This is a genomic window from Paracoccus mangrovi (genome assembly GCF_042648425.1).
Taxonomy (GTDB): Bacteria; Pseudomonadota; Alphaproteobacteria; order Rhodobacterales; family Rhodobacteraceae; genus Paracoccus; species Paracoccus mangrovi.
This window is the reverse complement of record NZ_JBHRXJ010000001.1, coordinates 367501-384177: the sequence shown is the minus strand read 5'-3', so window position 1 is coordinate 384177 and position 16677 is coordinate 367501. Positions and strand designations below refer to the sequence as shown.

Genomic DNA, 16677 nt, shown 5'->3' with positions numbered 1-16677 from the left:
CCCATGAAGTCCATCGACAAACGCCCGGGATCGGTGCCTTTCGATCCCCTCTATGACCCGATGACGGCATCCGGGCTGGGTCCGAAAAGCGATTATGCGCCGACCTATTGGATCGGCACCGCCGGTCCCGCGCCGGAAGATGACGGCCCCGTCACCGGCGACATGGATGTCGACGTGGCGGTGATCGGCTCGGGCTATACCGGCCTTTCGACCGCGATCCATCTGGCCAAGATGCATGGCATCAAGGCGGTGGTGCTGGAAGCGAATGGCGTGGCCTATGGCTGTTCGACCCGCAATGGCGGACAGGCCCAGATCAGCTCGGGGCGGCTCAAGCGCAGTCAGTGGATCGACCGCTGGGGTCTTGATGTCGCCAAGGGCATGCATGCCGAGGTGGTCGAAGGGTTCGATCTGTTCCGGGGCCTGATCCGCGATCATGCCATCGACTGCGATCCCCAGGACGGCGGCCACTATTATATCGCGCATAAGGCCGCCTCGATGCCGGCGCTGGAAAGCGAAACCCGGCTGCTGAACGAAACATTCGGCTATGGCGCCCGGATGCTGTCGCGCGACGAGCTGCATGACGGCGTCGTCCGCGACATGGAGGCGCATGGCGCCATGTGGGAACCCGACGGTGTCGGCATCCACGCGGCAAAGCTGGCCTTCGGCTATCTGCGCGTGGCCCGCGAGCTGGGCGCAAAGGTCCATACCGACAGCCCGGTGCAGGGATGGCAGCTGAAAGACGGCGTCCATCACCTGCGCACGCCGGGCGGCACGGTGCGCGCCCGCCGCGTGGCGGTGGCGACGGCGGCCTATGCGCCGCGCGGCCTGCACCCGCAGCTCAAGGACCGGCTGATGCCGATCATGTCGAACAGCGTCGTCACCCGCGTGCTGCGCGAGGACGAGCTTGCCGCCATCGGCATCCGCAAGCTGTCGCCGCTGACCGATACGCGCATCCTGCGCCATTACTATCGCCTGTTGCCGGACAACCGGCTTCAGATCGGTTCGCGCGCCGCCATCACCGGCCGCGATGCGGCCAACCCAGCGCATCTGAACGCCCTGCGCGAGGGCATGGCCCGCAAGTTCCCCGCCCTGCGCGGGATCGAGCTGGATTACAGCTGGTGGGGTTGGGTCGATGTCAGCCATGACATGATGCCCCGCATCACCGGCATGCCCGACCTGCCGGGCGCGTTCTACGCGCTGGGCTATGGCGGCAACGGGGTCATGTATTCCGCCATGGCCGGCCGCCGCATGGCGCAACTGGTTGCCGGCGAAGCCGTGCCCAGCCTGCCCATCTTCAACGAGGAACTGCCCCATGAAGGCTGGAGGACCCCCTTCCGCCGGCTTGGCCAGCGCGCCCTCTATCACCTCTATCACTACCGCGACGAGCGCAAATAAGGAGCGACGCCGATGAAAATGACCACCGAAGAAGCCTTTGTCAAAGTCCTGCAAATGCATGGCATCGAACATGCGTTTGGGATTATCGGCTCGGCCATGATGCCCGTCTCGGACCTGTTCCCCAAGGCCGGGATCACCTTCTGGGACTGTGCCCATGAAACCAATGCCGGGCTGATGGCCGATGGCTTCACTCGCTCGACCGGCAAGATGTCGATGGCGATCGCCCAGAACGGGCCGGGCGTCACCGGCTTCGTGACCCCGGTCAAGACCGCCTATTGGAACCACACGCCCCTGCTTTTGGTCACGCCCCAGGCGGCGAACAAGACCATCGGTCAGGGCGGCTTCCAGGAAATGGAACAGATGCGGCTTTTCGCCGATGCCGTCTGCTATCAGGAAGAGGTCCGCGACCCGAGCCGCATCCCCGAGGTCCTGAACCGCGTCATCATGCAGGCCTGGCGCAATTCCGCGCCCGCACAGATGAACATCCCGCGCGACATGTGGACCCAGGTGATCGATGTCGATCTGCCGCAGGTCGTGGCCTTTGAGCGCCCCTCGGGTGGCGAGGATGCCGTGGCCGAGGCCGCGAAGCTTCTCTCCGAGGCGAAATTCCCGGTCATCCTGTCGGGCGCGGGCGTGGTGCTTTCAGGGGCGATCCCCGATCTGATCAAGCTGGCCGAGCGTCTGGATGCACCGGTCTGCTCGAACTATCAGCATAATGACAGCTTCCCCGGCTCGCATCCGCTGGCCATGGGCCCCTTGGGCTATAACGGTTCAAAGGCGGGGATGGAGATCATCCAGAAAGCCGATGTCGTGCTGGCGCTGGGGACGCGTCTGAACCCGTTCTCGACCCTGCCGGGCTACGGCATCGACTATTGGCCCAAGGACGCCAAGATCATTCAGGTCGATATCAATGCCGACCGGATCGGGCTGACCAAAAAGGTTACCGTGGGCATTCAGGGCGATGCCGGCAAGGTGGCGCGCGGGATCCTCGCGCAGCTGTCGGGCACGGCGGGCGATACCGGCCGCGCGGATCGCAAGGCATTGGTTGCGCAGACGAAATCCCGCTGGGCACAGGAACTTTCCAGCCTCGATCACGAAGATGACGATCCCGGCACCGAATGGAATTCCGGCGCCCGCACCCGCGACGCCGATCTGATGTCGCCGCGTCAGGCATGGCGCGCGATCATGCAGGCGGTGCCGGCGGATGCCATCGTCAGCTCGGATATCGGCAATAACTGCGCCATCGGGAACGCCTATCCGACCTTCGAGGCGGGGCGCAAATACCTCGCGCCGGGTCTTTTCGGTCCCTGCGGCTATGGCTTCCCGTCGATCCTCGGCGCCAAGATCGGCAACCCCGACACCCCGGTCATCGGCTTTGCCGGCGATGGCGCCTTCGGGATCTCGATGAACGAGATGACCGCCTGCGGTCGCGACGACTGGCCGGCGATCACCATGGTCATCTTCCGCAACTACCAGTGGGGCGCGGAAAAGCGCAACACGACGCTCTGGTACGACAACAACTTCGTCGGAACCGAGCTTGACCGCGACACCTCCTATGCCGCCATCGCGCGGGCCTGCGGGACCAATGGCGTGCAGGTGCGCAGCCAGGAGGAACTGACCCAGGCGCTGCATGACGCGGTCGAACGCCAGATGAAGAACAAGGAAACCACCTTCATCGAGGTGTTGCTCAATCAGGAACTGGGCGAACCCTTCCGCCGCGACGCGATGAAAAAGCCCGTCGTCGTCGCCGGGATCGATGCCGGAGACATGCGCCCGCAAAAAGGCGCGGCCTGATCCAGACCGCGCGGCCGGCCCCCGTCCGGGGTCGGCCCGATACCAGATGCCGGCGCGGGATGCCCCGCGCCGGGGCCAATCCCGAAACCGGATGACGACGATGCTGACCTCCACCATGATCCCCTCGCGCAGCCAAATCGACGCGATCTTTCCGGGCTTTGCCGTCTCGGTTCTGGTCGCCGCAACGGCGCAATTCCTGTCGGACCATTACGGCGCGCCCGCGATGCTACTGGCGCTGCTGCTGGGGCTGGCGCTGAATTTCCTTGCCGATGACGGCACCAAGACCGCGCCCGGAATCGCCTTCACCGCCCGCACCGTGCTGCGGCTGGGGGTGGCGCTTCTGGGCGCGCGCATTTCGGTCGACATGCTGGCCGCGCTCGGGGGCGCCTCGATCGCGCTGGTGGTGGCGGGGGTGGTGCTGACCATCCTCTTCGCGCTGGTCGCGACGCGGCTCGTGGGGCGCAACTGGCGCTTTGCCTTGCTGACCGGCGGCTCGGTCGCGATCTGCGGCGCTTCGGCGGCCATGGCCATCGCCGCCGTGCTGCCAAAGCATGAAAAATCCGAACGCGATCTGGTCTTTACCGTGCTTTCGGTGACGGTGCTCTCAACGGTGGCCATGGTGCTTTACCCGATGCTGGCGCAGCTTTTCGAATTCAATGCCCGTGACAGCGGCGTGTTTCTGGGCGGCACCATCCATGACGTGGCCCAGGTGGTCGGCGCGGGCTTTTCGATCAGCCCGGAAACCGGCGAAACCGCGACCCTGGTCAAGCTGATCCGCGTCTCGATGCTGGCGCCGGTGGTCCTGTGCTTTTCGCTGGTGATCCGCGCGCGCGGGCTGACTGACACCGATGGCGGCAAGGCGCCGCCGCTGCTGCCGGGCTTTGTCGTGGGCTTTCTGATCCTCGCCGCGCTCAACAGCTTCGGGGTGATCCCCGCGGTGGTCGCCGACTGGGCGGGACAGCTCTCACGCTGGGCGCTTCTGATCTCGATCGCGGCGGTGGGGATCAAGACCTCGCTCAAGAAGATGCTCGAAGTCGGCGGCGGCGCCATCGCCCTGATCGTGATCGAAACCGTGTTCCTCGGCGTCTTCGTCGTCGCGGGTCTTCATCTGCTCGGCTGACGCCGCCCGTTCTTCTTCACCCAAATATCCCGGGGGAGGCCGAAGGCCGGGGGCAGCGCCCCCATCCCCACCAAGCCGAAAGGCCAAGCCATGAAACCGCTCGACCGCATCTACCAGGCCGCCCGCGCCCATCCGCGCCATATCATCCTGCCCGAAGGCGACGATCCCCGCGTGGCCGAGGCCGCCGCCCGCATCACCGCCGAGGGGCTGGCGCGGATCACGCTGATGAACGGCCCCGACCTGCCCGGCGTCACCAGCCTGCGCCCGGCCGAGGCCCCCGATCTGGTCCAGCTTTCGACCCATTGGCACGAAATGCGCGCCGCCAAAGGCATGACCGCCGAACGCGCGCTCATAGAAATGCGCGACCCCATCCGTCAGGCCGCGCTCCGGGTGCGGCTGGGCCAGGCGGACGGCACCGTCGGCGGTGCCGTGGCGACCACGGCCGACACCGTGCGCGCCGCCTTGCAGGCCATCGGCAAGGCGCCCGATGCCGGCATCGTCAGCAGCTTTTTCCTGATGCTGTCCTGCGGCGCGGATGCGCCGGTCAAGGGCGGCATGATCTTTGCCGATTGCGGGCTGATCATCGATCCCGATGCACAGGAACTGGCGGCCATCGCGCGCTCGGCGGCGCAATCCTGCCGGCAATTGCTGGGCGAGGTGCCGCGGGTCGCGCTTTTGTCGTTTTCGACCGCAGGCTCGGCCGAACATCACAGCCTGACCAAGATCCGCGACGCGCTGGCCATGATCCGCGCCGCCGAACCCGATCTCGAAGTGGATGGAGAGCTGCAATTCGACGCCGCGCTCGACGACGCGGTGCGGGCGAAAAAGGCGCCGGGCAGCCGGCTCTCGGGGCGGCCCAACGTGTTCATCTTTCCCGATCTCGCCTCGGGCAATATCGGCTATAAGATCGCGCAGCGGCTGGGCGGGCTGAATGCCATCGGCCCGATCCTGCAAGGGCTGGCCCGGCCCGCAAACGACCTGTCGCGCGGCTGCACGGTCGAGGATATCGTGGCGGCGACGGCGGTGACCGCCGCGCAATCGGCGCGCTAGGGGGCGCCCGACAAGGTACCCGACACGGCATCCGGCACGGCCCCGGATGCGGCGGCAAGATCGCGGTCCAGCCGCCCCGCCAGCCCCCCGGCGCCGATCAGCGCCGCAAGCTTGCCGGACAGGCCGTCATTGCCGATCCGGTTCCATTGCGCCTGGCGCAGCCCCCAATAGGCCGCCTTGCGCCAGCCCAGCGGCCGGCGCTCGGTCGCCGACAGGGTATAGCGGCCATCGGCGGCGAATTCATAGGGATGCAGATAGATATGGGGCGCAAAACCCGCCCCCCGCGCCTGTGCGACAAGGTCATGGGCGACGGCCTGCGGAAACAGCTTCAGATAGGTGCCGCCCAGCCGCAGCGCCGGCCCCTTGCCGCGAAACCGGCCGGCAAAGATCGGCAGGATCGGGAAATCGCCCAGCCCCGCCGCGCGGCGGAACGCCGCCAGCTCGGCCAGATCGCCGGTCGGGAATGAACTGTCATAGCCAAAGATCGCCGCCACCGCCCGGTATTGATCCGGCGCGCTGCGGTCGATGCGGAATTTCGGCGCCCGGAAACCGCGCACCGGCTGGCCCGAGGCCGCCTCGAGCGCGTCGCGCGCGCGCGCCAGCATGCGGGTGACGGTGGGCACGTCCTGACGGTCCATCTCGTCATGGAAATGATAGTGACAGGCGATCTCGTGCCCGTCGCCCGCGATCCGCGCGATCAGATCGGGCGCCTGATCGGCGATGACGCCGGTACAGAAAAACGTGGCCCGCCGCCCGTCCGGCCCGCCATGCCGGGCCAGAAACGCATCGATGGTCAGATAGCTTTGCCACAGCGCGTCAAGGCGCAGCGGCCCGGTTTCCCAAAGACCCAGATCGCGTTTCAGATCATGGGCGAAATCCTCGAAATCAATGCTCAGATACATGGGTATCCTTTCGCGCGGCCAGATCGTCGCGCGTGACCAGATGATCGCCGATCACCAGCGCATCCACCCCCGAGGCGGCGAAGGTCGCAAAGGCCTCTGCGGGGGAATAGACGATCGGTTCCTGAATGTTGAAGGACGTGTTCAGCACGACCGGCACCCCGGTCGCCGCCCCAAAGGCCGAGATCAGCGCGTGATAGCGGGCATGGGCGCCCGCGCGCACGGTATGGACGCGCGCGGTGCCGTCGACATGGGTGACGGCTGGGATGCGGTCGTCGCGCACCCGCGCCACGATGTTCATATAGGGGCTGTCCTGTCCCAGATCAAAGAATGCCGGCGCCGCCTCGGCGGTGGCCGAGGGGGCAAAGGGGCGGAACAATTCGCGTTTCTTGATCTTGTCGTTCATCTCGTCGCGGATCGCATCGCGGCGCGGATCAGCCAGAAACGAGCGCGCGCCAAGCGCCCTTGGGCCGAATTCGGCCCGCCCCTGAAACCAGGCGATCAGCCTGCCTTCGGCCAGCATGCCGGCGGTCCGCGCGATCAGATCGTGTTCGGGCAGGGGCGGGGGCGGCGCGGGACAGGCATCCGCCACCGCCCGCGCGATCTCGGCGGGGCCGAATTCACGGCCCAGATAGGGGCTGCGCACAGCCGCCTTGTCGACCGGCGCCGGCAGCACCGCCAGCGCCGCGCCGATGGCGCAGCCGGCATCATGGGGCGCGGGCGGGATGATGATTTCATCAAAAAGCCCCGCCTCAAGCAGCCGGCCATTCGCGGTCACGTTCAGCGCGCAACCGCCCGAAATGACCAGCCGCCGCAATTCGGGATGGGCCGCGCGCGCCGGTTCCAGCACATGCATCAAGGCCGCCTCATGCGCGGCCTGCACGCTGGTCGCAAGGTCGATCTGGGCCTCGGTCGGGGGGGCGTCGGGCGCCCGGCGGGGACCGAAAAGCGCGCTCAGCCGGTCCGAGAACTGGCCCTTCAGCGCGGCGTGATAATCGCAGACCGAGGTGTCGAGCCGATAGCGCCCGCCGGGTTCCAGAACCAGCACCTCGCGCAGTATGGCGTCGCGGAAACGCGGCCTGCCATAGGGCGCAAGCCCCATCATCTTGTATTCCCCCTCAAGCATCCGGAACCCCAGATAGCCGGTGAAGGTGGAATAGAAATGGCCCAGCGAGTTCGGCCAGCGATGGCGGCTCAGCACCTCGCGGGCGCCGCCGCGCCGCACGGTCAGCACGGTGCTGTCGACCTCGCCCCCGCCATCATAGGATAGCGAGACGCAATCGTCCCAGTCGCGCATGGCCTCGGCATAAAGTTGATGGCTGAGATGATGGTCGACATGGGTGATGGCGGCGCGGGTCGGGCCGTGGATCCGCTCGAGCACCCGGCGCAGGCGCATCAGATCGGTCCATGAGCCGCGCACCTCATCCCCCCCGGCCTCGGCTGCGCCCCCCCGGCGCAGGAACATGGCGCCGGCGCGTTGGGCGATGGCGCGGGCGGTCGCCGGATTGCGGCGCATCTTGCCCAGCGTGCCGGCGATGCGCCCGCCGATGCGCCAGGGCTGCCAATAGACCGCGATGCGGTCCAGATCGGCCAGCGTGATCCCGGCGATCGACAGGACCTCGGCAATGGCCAGATGCGGGAAGGCGCCGTCATTCTTGATACGGCTCAGCCGTTCCTGTTCGACGGCGGCCACCAGCACCCCGTCGGCAAAGAGCGCGGCGGCGCTGTTGTCCATGGTGGCCAGACCCAATGTATACTGCATGACGCCCCCGCGCTTTTCGCCCCCCCTGTATAGAGGCCGGGCGGGTCGGAACAACCCCCGGCTGCCGGGCCATGCGACGCCCTGGCATGTGGCGGCGTCTTGGCAGCGGCGCGCGCGGGTGGCACAAACATCCCATGGGCCTGCGCCGCGGGCCCGCGATCCGTCTGCCGCAGGAGGATGACAGGATGACAAAGCCGATATTCCATTCGCCGCTTTCCGCATCGCGCGGGGTGCAGTCATGAAAGCCTGGTTGCCGATGCTGATGGCCGGGCTTGCCGCGCTGGCCGGCGGGTTTCTGGCGCTGATCAATCCGGTTTCGGCCAGCGTGGCGACGGCGACGCTGGCGGGGTGGGCGCTGTTGATCGTGGCCGTGGTCCAGGGTTGGGGCGCGTGGAAGGCCGAACAGCGCCGGCCGCGCATCCGCGCCGGGCTGATCGCCGCCGTCAGCGCCTTTCTGGGCCTGTCGCTGCTTTTGGGGCCGTTTGGCGACGGCCGGCTGATGCAGATCCTGATCGGGCTGTTGCTGATCGGATCGGGCGCGGTCAAGGGCTGGATCTCGCGCGATCTGCGCCATGCGCAGAACTTTCCGCTGATGCTGGGCACGGCGGTGGTTTCGGCGATCATGGGGCTGGTGGTGCTGTTCGGGCTGAACCTGAATTTCGGCGTCCTTTTGGGGGTCGAACTGATGGCCAGCGGGCTTGCCATGGTGCTTTTGGCCATGCACCGGCGCGCCGATGGCTGAAACCGGGGGCCGTATCGACCCGCTGCGCGGCCTTTTGGGGGTCGTTCTGGGGCTGGCGCTGGTGGCGCTGGTCGGGATGTTTCTGGTGATCGGGAAATCGCTGATCCTGCCCATCGTGGTCGCGGTTATCTCGGTCTATGTGCTGATCGCGGCCAGCGATGCGGTGGGGCGGCTGCCGGGGTGCCGGCATCTGCCGGAATGGCTGCGCCGGGCCATCGTTCTGGTGCTGTTTTTGCTGGCGATGATGTGGCTGGGCGGGGTGATGGTGTCGACCGCCGAACAGATCCGGCCACGCCTGCCCGAATATCAGGGCAATATCACCACGCTTGCCGGCGACCTGACCCGGCTTCTGGGCTTTGAAAAGCTGCCCGACTGGCGCAAGATCTGGTCCGATGCCGTGGGCCCGATCCGCATCCAGCAGGTGGCGGGGGCGATCCTTGGCTCGATCAGCGCCGGGGCGGGGCTGATTTTCATGGTGGTGGTCTATGCCGCCTTTCTGATGGGTGAGCGGGGCGGGTTCGCCCATAAGATCGCGGTCGCGCTGCCCGGCGAAAGCGGCGCCCAGACCAGCCGCATCGTGGCCGAGATCAACCGCGCGATCAGCCAGTATCTGGCGGTCAAGACGCTGGTGAATGTGATCCTTGGGGTGATTTCCTATGCGGTGATGTGGTTCTTTGGCGTCGATTTCGCGCTGTTCTGGGCGGTGCTGATCGGGCTTTTGAACTATATCCCCTATGTCGGCTCGTTTCTGGGGGTGATGTTTCCGGTGGTGCTGAGCATGGCGCAATTCGGATCGATCCAGAAAACGCTGGTGATCGCCCTGTTGCTGACGGGGGCGCAGATGTGGGTCGGCAATGCGCTGGAACCGCGCATGGTCGGACGGCGGGTGAACATGTCGCCCTTTGTCGTGCTGGTGGCGCTGGCCGTGTGGTCGGCGGTCTGGGGCGTGGCCGGGGCGATTCTGGCGATCCCGCTGACCTCGATCATCGCCATCGTCATGGGCAGCTTTGTCTCGACCCGGCCCTTTGCCGTGCTGCTTGCCGAAGATGTCAGCGTCTATGAGACCGTGCCCGAGACCGTGCCAGAGACCGCGCCCAACTCGGCGCCCAGCTAAGCCATGCCCGCGCCGCGCCGGCGGCGGGGCCTTTGCAACCTTGTTCCGGGGGCCGCCATGACCGATCTTTCCCAAGCCGCCATGTCACCGCGTTCCGAATTGCTGACACAGCTTTCCGGGATCGTCGGCGGGGTGAATGTTCTGACCGCGCCGCGCGCGACGCGCCGCTATACGCGCGGCATCCGCTTTGGCAGCGGGCCGGTCGCCGCCGTGGTCCGTCCCGGATCGCTGGTCGAGATGTGGCGCGTGCTCAACGCCGCCACGGCGTCGGGGCGGGCGGTGATCCTTCAGGCCGCGAATACCGGGCTGACCGGCGGCTCGACGCCCTGGGGCGACGATTACGACCGCGAGATCGTGCTGATCAGCGTGATGCGCCTGCGCGGCATCCACAAGCTGGGGCAGGGCGAGCAGGTCGTCTGCCTGCCCGGGGCGACGCTGGATGCGCTGGAAAAGACCCTGCGGCCCCTGGGGCGCGAGCCGCATTCGGTGATCGGCTCGTCCTGCATCGGGGCCTCGGTTCTGGGGGGCGTGTGCAACAACTCGGGCGGCGCGCTGATCCGGCGCGGGCCGGCCTATACCGAACTTGCCCTTTTCGCCGAGGTGCGTGAGGATGGCCGCGTCGCGCTGGTCAACAACCTTGGCCTTGATCTGGGCGAGGATCCCGAAACGATCCTGACCCGCGTCGAGCGGGGCGATCTGCCCGCGCCCGCGCCGACCGATGCCTGGGCCTCGGACCGCGAATATCACGACCACGTCCGCCAGATCGACGCCGAAACGCCCGCCCGCTTCAACGCCGATCCGCGCCGGCTGCATCAGGTGTCGGGCTGCGCGGGCAAGCTTGCGGTCTTTGCCGTGCGGCTGGACACGTTTCAGGCCGAACCGGAAACGGCGGTCTTTTACATCGGCACCAACGATCCCGCCGAGCTGACAGAGATCCGCCGCCATATCCTTGGCCAGTTCGAAAGCCTGCCGATTGCCGGGGAATATATCCATCGCGACGCCTATGACATCGCCGCGCGCTATGGCAAGGACACGTTCCTGTTCATCCAGAAGCTGGGCACCGACCGCATGCCGGCGCTGTTTTCCGCCAAGGCCCGCGTCGATGCCCTGACCGAGCGGCTGGGTCTGGGCACGACCATTTCCGACCGTATCGCGCAGGGGATCGCGGGTCTGATGCCGCATCACCTGCCCAAGCGTATGGACGATTTCCGCGACCGTTATGAACATCACCTGCTGTTGCGCATGGGCGGCACCGGCATCGCCGAGGCGCGGGCCCATCTGGCGCGGATGTTCCCTTCGGCCGGCGGGGATTTCTTTGAATGCAACGCGGATGAGGGCAAGGCCGCCTTTCTGCACCGTTTCGCGGTCGCGGGGGCCGCGAACCGGTACCGCGCCATCCATGCCCGCGAGGTCGAGGATATTCTGGCGCTGGACATCGCGCTGCGCCGCAATGACCGCGACTGGGTCGAAACGCTGCCCGCCGAAATCGACGCGCTGATCGCGCATAAGCTTTATTACGGGCATTTCTTCTGCCACGTCTTTCATCAGGATTATGTGGTGAAGAAAGGCCACAATCCCATCGCGCTGGAACATCGCATGTGGGACTTGCTGGACCGGCGCGGGGCCGAATATCCGGCCGAACACAATGTTGGCCATCTTTACAAGGCCAAGCCGCAGCTGGCCGATTTCTATCGCGGGCTGGACCCGACCAACAGCCTGAACCCCGGCATCGGCCAGACCTCAAGACATCGCTGCTGGCATTAGGCCAGCGGCGGCTTTTCGCGGTTCTGGAAATGGCGGGTGACATTGCGCACCATCCCGTCCAGATGCGAGGCCAGCGCCGCCGTCATCCGTTCCGGGTCGCGCCCGCGCAGGGCGGCGATCATTTCGCGATGATCGGCCAGCACGCGCGGCGCGTCGGCCCGTTCGCGCGCCGAGACAAAGCGGATGCGCCACAGCCGCGCCAGATATTCGCGATAGGTCCGGCTCAGCGCGGCATTGTGGCCGGCATCGCAGATCGCGCTGTGCATGCGCATGTCCTGATCAAAGACATCGACCTTGTCGCCATCGGCATGATGGGCGGCGACATCGGCGGCCAGCGCGGCGATTTCCTCGATTTCCTCGGGCGTGGCGTTCACACAGGCCAGCCCGCCCGAAAAGATCTCAAGCTGGCGCAGCACGGCGATTTCGTCCAGCACCTCGGCCAGCGAGGGGTCGGCGACGACCGGGCTGCGCAGGGGGCGCAGCGTGACCAGCCCCTCTTGCCCAAGGATGCGCACCGCCTCGCGCAGGGGGGTGCGGCTCACGCCCAGCCGCTGGGCGTTGTCGCGTTCCTTGAGCGGGCTTCCGGGCGGCAGCTCGCCGGTCAGGATCTCGCGCCGCAACCGCGCGGCGATGCCGGCGGGATAGGTCTTGTCGCTTTCAGCAGCTTGGGTCACGGCGCAGCCATCGTCGTCAGTTCGCCCTTCAGTTCACCGGGGTTTCCGGCGCGCGTCCGTCAAGGATCGCGCGCAGGTTGGCGCGCTGCAATTGCCCCATGGCGGCGCGGGTTTCAACCGTGGCCGAACCGATATGCGGCAGCGCCAGCAGGTTCGGCGCCGCCAAAAGACGCGGATCGACCTGCGGCTCGCCCCGGAACACATCCAGCGCCGCGCCCCGGATCGCCCCCGATTGCAGCGCGGCGATCAGCGCCTCTTCGTCGATGACGCTGCCGCGCGCGATATTCACGATCACCCCGTCCGGCCCCAGCGCGCCGATGACACCGGCCGAAACGAAGCCCTCGGTTTCCGGGCCACCGACCACGGCGACGATCAGGTCGTCGACCGCGCGGGCCAGTTCGACCGGATCGGCGTGATAGGTCCAGCCGGCGGGCGTGTCCTTGCGGCTGCGTGATTGATAGTGGATTTCGGTCTTGAAGGCCGCCAGCCGGTCGGCGATCTCGCGCCCGATGCGGCCCATGCCAAGAATGCCGACCCGGCGCCCGGATGCCTTGCGCGCCAAGGGCAGCCTGACCCCGCGCCCCCAGTCACCGCTGCGGGCGTTCTGCATCGCGGGTTCAAAATCGCGGGCCTGCGCGATCCACATGGCCACGGCCAGATCGGCCACGTCGTCGTTCAGCACATTGGGGGTGTTTGTCACCCGGATGCCCCGCGCCGTCGCCGCCGCCACGTCGATGGCGTCATAGCCCACGCCGAAATTGGTGATCGCCTTGAGCCCCGGCAAAAGATCCATCACCGCGCCGCCAAAGGGGTCATGCCCCATGAAGGCCACGGCCACGACATCGCGGCGCTGATCCTCGGGCAGGGTGGCGATGGCCGCCAGATCGGGCAGGCGCCGCGCGTCGAAATCCCGCGCCAGCGCGGCGGCGTCGGTGTCGGAATAGGGACCGATGGCGATGACTTGGGACATATGGGTTCCTTGTTCTTTCAAAGCGATGCGGTGATGCCGCCATCCACATAAAGGACGGTGCCGTTGACAAAGGACGAGGCCGGCGCCGACAGGAAGACCGCCGCGCCCACCAGTTCCTCGACCCGGCCCCAGCGGCCGGCGGGGGTGCGCTTTTTCAGCCATTCGGTAAAGGCCGGATCGGCGACCAGCGCCGCGTTCAGGGGCGTGTCGAAATAGCCCGGCGCCAGCGCGTTGCATTGCAGCCCGTGGCGCGCCCAGTCGGTGGCCATCCCCTTGGTCAGGTTCGCGACCGCGCCCTTGGTCGCGGTATAGGGCGCGATCCCGGGCCGCGCGAGCGCGCTTTGCACGCTGGCGATATTCACGATCTTGCCCGCCCGCCGCGCGATCATGTGCCGCGCGCAGGCCTGCGCCACGTTAAAGACGCTGGCGATATTGGTTTGCAGCAGGCGCTGGAACGCGTCGGCGGGAAATTCGTCCAGCGGCGCGCGGTGCTGCATGCCGGCATTGTTGATCAGGATATCGATGGGGCCGCGATTGCCCTCGAACCCGTCCACGGCGGCGCGGGCGGCGGCGTGATCGGTCACGTCAAAGGGCAGGGTCTGGACGGCGAACCCTTCGGCGCGCAGCATGTCCGCCGCCGTCTCCAGCTTGGCCCGATCACGCCCGTTCAGGACCAGCGCCGCGCCCGCCCCGGCCAGCCCGCGCGCCAGAGCAAGGCCGATCCCCTGGGACGAGCCGGTGATCAGCGCCTGTTTGCCGCTGAGGTCGAAAAGCCCCGCCATCGCTCAGCCGCGCCCGATAAAGGGCATGTTGGTGGCCATGACGGTGACGAATTGCACATTCGCCCCCTCGGGCAGGCTGGCCATGTGCAGGACGGTGTCGGCGACCACCTGTGCATCCATCACTGGTTCGACCCGGACCGAGCCATCGGCCTGCGGCACGCCTCTGGTCATCGCCTGCGCCATATCGGTCAGGGCGTTGCCGATGTCGATCTGCCCGCAGGCGATGTTATAGGGCCGCCCGTCAAGGCTGATGGAACGCGTGATCCCCGTCACCGCATGTTTCGAGGTGGTATAGCCGATCGAGCCCGGCCGCGGCGCGTGGGCCGAGACCGAGCCGTTGTTGATGATGCGCCCGCCCTGTGGGGTCTGTTCGCGCATGATGCGGAAGGCCGTATGGGCGCAGTTGAAAACGCCCAGCACATTGACCTCGATCACGCGGCGGAATTCGTCGGGATCGACCTCGTCGGGGGTCTGGGGGACCAGCCCGGTGCCGGCATTATTGAAGATGGCGTCCAGATGGCCCCATGCGGCATGGGCGCGGTCAAAGGCGGCATCGACCTCGGCCGCGTTCACCACGTCGCAGGGCAGGACCAGCGCCGCCTTGTCGCCGCCCGCCGTCTCGCGCAGCGCATCCTCGCGCCGGCCGATCAGACCCACCCGCCAGCCGGTCCTGAGAAAGGTCCGCGCCGTCACGCGGCCGATGCCGCTGCCTGCGCCGGTGATGATGATGGTTTTGCCGCTCATGCGCACGTTCCCCGTTCCCGCTTAGTGATTGTCGCGCGGCAGCATGCGCGCCACGCGCTGATAGGCCGTCGCCAGTTCCAGACAGCCGCCATCGGCAAGCTGGCCGACATTCCGGCGATAAAGCTCTTGCCACGGTGTCTGGTTGATCAGCTCGGGCGGCTGCCAGGCATCCTTGCGCGCCTGCCATTCGGCGGCATCGACCAGCGCGTCCATGCGCCGCGCGTTCAGGTCCAGCCGCACCCGGTCGCCGGTCCGCAGATAGGCCAGCCCGCCGCCCACCACCGCCTCGGGCGAGGCGTTCAGGATCGAGGGGCTTTCCGATGTGCCCGATTGCCGGCCGTCGCCCACCGTGGGCAAATGGTTGATCCCGGCTTTCAGCAGGGCGTCCGGCGGCTGCATGTTCACCACCTCGGCGCTGCCGGGGTAACCGACGCAGCCCACATTGCGGATGAACAGGATGCAGTTTTCGTCGATCCCAAGCGCGGGGTCGTTGATGCGGTCGTGGTAATCCTCGGGGCCTTCAAAGACGATGGCGCGGGCCTCATGGATGCCCTCGGCGCCGGGGCGCGACAGGAAACGGTCGCGGAAATCGGGGGAAATCACGCTGGTTTTCATCAGCGCGCTGTCAAAGAGGTTCCCCGACAGGACCAGAAAGCCCGCGTTTTCGCGCAAGGGGTCGGAGACCGCGCGGATCACCGCGCCGTCGCGGCTGTCCCAGCCCTTGAGGTTCTCGCCCATGGTCCGGCCGCTGACCGTCATCGCGCCTTCGCGGATCAGCCCGGTCTTCATCAACTCGCCCATCACCGCAGGCACGCCGCCGGCGCGGAAAAAGCTTTCGCCCAGAAACTCGCCCGCCGGCTGCATGTTCAGCAAAAGCGGCACTTCGAAGCCGACGGTTTCCCAATCCTTGAGGTTGAGCGCGATCCCCGCATGCCGCGCGATGGCCTGCAGATGCGGCGGCGCGTTGGTCGAGCCGCCAATGGCCGCGTTCACCACGATCGCGTTCTCGAAGCTTTCGCGGCTCAGGATGTCGCTGGGCTTCAGATCGTCCAGCACCATCTGCACGATGCGCTTGCCGGTCTCATAGGCCATGTTCATGCGTTCGCGGAACGGCGCCGGAATGGCCGAACAACCGGTCAGCGACATGCCAAGCGCCTCGGCCATGGCGTTCATGGTGCTGGCCGTGCCCATGGTGTTGCAATGGCCAAGGCTGGGGGCCGAGGCGCAGACGCGTTCCATGAATTCGTCGTAATCGATCTTGCCCTCGGCCAGAAGGCGGCGGCTTTCCCAGACGATGGTGCCCGAACCCGCCCGCTTGCCCTGCCACCAGCCGTCCAGCATCGGGCCGCCGTTGAGCGTGATCGCCGGAATGTCCACGGTCGCGGCGCCCATCAGCATGGCGGGCGTGGTCTTGTCGCAGCCGGTGGTCAGCACGACCCCGTCGATGGGATAGCCGTGCAGCACCTCGACAAGGCTGAGATAGGCAAGATTGCGGTCCAGCGCCGCCGTCGGACGCTTGCCGGTTTCCTGAATCGGATGGACCGGGAATTCCATCGGAATGCCGCCGCCGTCGCGGATTCCGGCCTTGATGCGGTCCATCAGAAAGACGTGGATCTTGTTGCAGGGGGCAAGGTCGCTGCCGGTCTGGGCCACGCCGATGATCGGGCGGTCGGACTGGATCTCGTCGCGGGTAAAGGCCTGATTCTGATAGCGTTCGACATAAAGCGCGGTCATGCCCGGATTGTTCGGATTGTCGAACCATTCCTGGCTGCGAAAGCGTTTCTTGGCGCGCGTGTCGGACATGGGATACCCTCGGCTGGCGGGAATTTACCTGATTTCAAATCTGGTATACCATAACCGGATTGTT

14 protein-coding genes are annotated in these 16677 nt (G+C 66.8%); 7 read left to right on the top strand and 7 right to left on the bottom strand.

Annotated features, from left to right (window positions below):
* The first annotated feature begins 3 nt into the window (after positions 1-3).
* From ACFOMH_RS01860 to ACFOMH_RS01845, 4 genes are all read left to right on the top strand, one after another.
* Positions 4-1395: an NAD(P)/FAD-dependent oxidoreductase gene (locus ACFOMH_RS01860; protein ID WP_377742242.1), complete on the top strand. Its 1392-nt coding sequence runs from the start codon at positions 4-6 to the stop codon at positions 1393-1395.
* Positions 1396-1407: 12 nt separating this feature from the next.
* A complete protein-coding gene (xsc, locus tag ACFOMH_RS01855; RefSeq protein WP_377742240.1) occupies positions 1408-3189 on the top strand; it encodes a sulfoacetaldehyde acetyltransferase in 1782 nt (593 codons plus the stop codon).
* A gap of 100 nt (positions 3190-3289) precedes the next feature.
* A complete protein-coding gene (locus tag ACFOMH_RS01850) occupies positions 3290-4309 on the top strand; it encodes a YeiH family protein (RefSeq protein ID WP_374424165.1) in 1020 nt (339 codons plus the stop codon).
* 90 nt (positions 4310-4399) lie between these two features.
* Positions 4400-5359: a phosphate acetyltransferase gene (locus ACFOMH_RS01845; RefSeq protein WP_377742238.1), complete on the top strand. Its 960-nt coding sequence runs from the start codon at positions 4400-4402 to the stop codon at positions 5357-5359.
* Here ACFOMH_RS01845 and ACFOMH_RS01840 read toward each other — a convergent pair.
* Together ACFOMH_RS01840 and ACFOMH_RS01835 are read right to left on the bottom strand one after the other, a co-directional pair.
* Entirely contained in the window at positions 5356-6261 is a 906-nt protein-coding gene (locus ACFOMH_RS01840) for a polysaccharide deacetylase family protein (protein ID WP_377742236.1), read from the bottom strand. The two genes, ACFOMH_RS01845 and ACFOMH_RS01840, sit on opposite strands and share 4 nt — an antisense overlap.
* Complete coding sequence (locus ACFOMH_RS01835; RefSeq protein ID WP_377742234.1) at positions 6245-8020, bottom strand: carbamoyltransferase family protein; 1776 nt, start codon at positions 8018-8020, stop codon at positions 6245-6247. Before ACFOMH_RS01835 ends, ACFOMH_RS01840 begins: the two co-directional genes overlap by 17 nt.
* 238 nt (positions 8021-8258) lie before the next feature.
* Between ACFOMH_RS01835 and ACFOMH_RS01830 the strand changes: the two genes are divergently transcribed.
* The 3 genes from ACFOMH_RS01830 to dld are packed head-to-tail and all read left to right on the top strand — an operon-like array spanning position 8259 to position 11640.
* Positions 8259-8762 carry an HdeD family acid-resistance protein gene (locus tag ACFOMH_RS01830; RefSeq protein WP_374424516.1) on the top strand — a complete coding sequence of 168 codons (504 nt, stop codon included), beginning with the start codon at positions 8259-8261 and terminating at the stop codon, positions 8760-8762.
* Positions 8755-9876 carry an AI-2E family transporter gene (locus ACFOMH_RS01825; RefSeq protein ID WP_374424517.1) on the top strand — a complete coding sequence of 374 codons (1122 nt, stop codon included), beginning with the start codon at positions 8755-8757 and terminating at the stop codon, positions 9874-9876. Before ACFOMH_RS01830 ends, ACFOMH_RS01825 begins: the two co-directional genes overlap by 8 nt.
* A 57-nt stretch (positions 9877-9933) precedes the next feature.
* Positions 9934-11640 (top strand): D-lactate dehydrogenase, encoded by a 1707-nt coding sequence (gene dld / locus ACFOMH_RS01820; protein ID WP_377742232.1) that lies wholly within the window; start codon positions 9934-9936, stop codon positions 11638-11640.
* Here the strand turns inward: dld and ACFOMH_RS01815 are convergent.
* The 5 genes from ACFOMH_RS01815 to ACFOMH_RS01795 are packed head-to-tail and all read right to left on the bottom strand — an operon-like array spanning position 11637 to position 16613.
* Positions 11637-12314: a GntR family transcriptional regulator gene (locus tag ACFOMH_RS01815; RefSeq protein WP_377742231.1), complete on the bottom strand. Its 678-nt coding sequence runs from the start codon at positions 12312-12314 to the stop codon at positions 11637-11639. The two genes, dld and ACFOMH_RS01815, sit on opposite strands and share 4 nt — an antisense overlap.
* A gap of 28 nt (positions 12315-12342) precedes the next feature.
* Complete coding sequence (locus ACFOMH_RS01810) at positions 12343-13284, bottom strand: 2-hydroxyacid dehydrogenase (RefSeq protein ID WP_377742229.1); 942 nt, start codon at positions 13282-13284, stop codon at positions 12343-12345.
* Positions 13285-13301: 17 nt separating this feature from the next.
* Complete coding sequence (locus ACFOMH_RS01805) at positions 13302-14066, bottom strand: SDR family oxidoreductase (protein ID WP_377742228.1); 765 nt, start codon at positions 14064-14066, stop codon at positions 13302-13304.
* Between the two features lie 3 nt (positions 14067-14069).
* Entirely contained in the window at positions 14070-14810 is a 741-nt protein-coding gene (locus ACFOMH_RS01800; protein WP_377742226.1) for an SDR family oxidoreductase, read from the bottom strand.
* A 21-nt stretch (positions 14811-14831) separates the two neighbouring features.
* Positions 14832-16613 carry an IlvD/Edd family dehydratase gene (locus tag ACFOMH_RS01795; RefSeq protein WP_377742225.1) on the bottom strand — a complete coding sequence of 594 codons (1782 nt, stop codon included), beginning with the start codon at positions 16611-16613 and terminating at the stop codon, positions 14832-14834.
* Positions 16614-16677 lie beyond the last annotated feature (64 nt).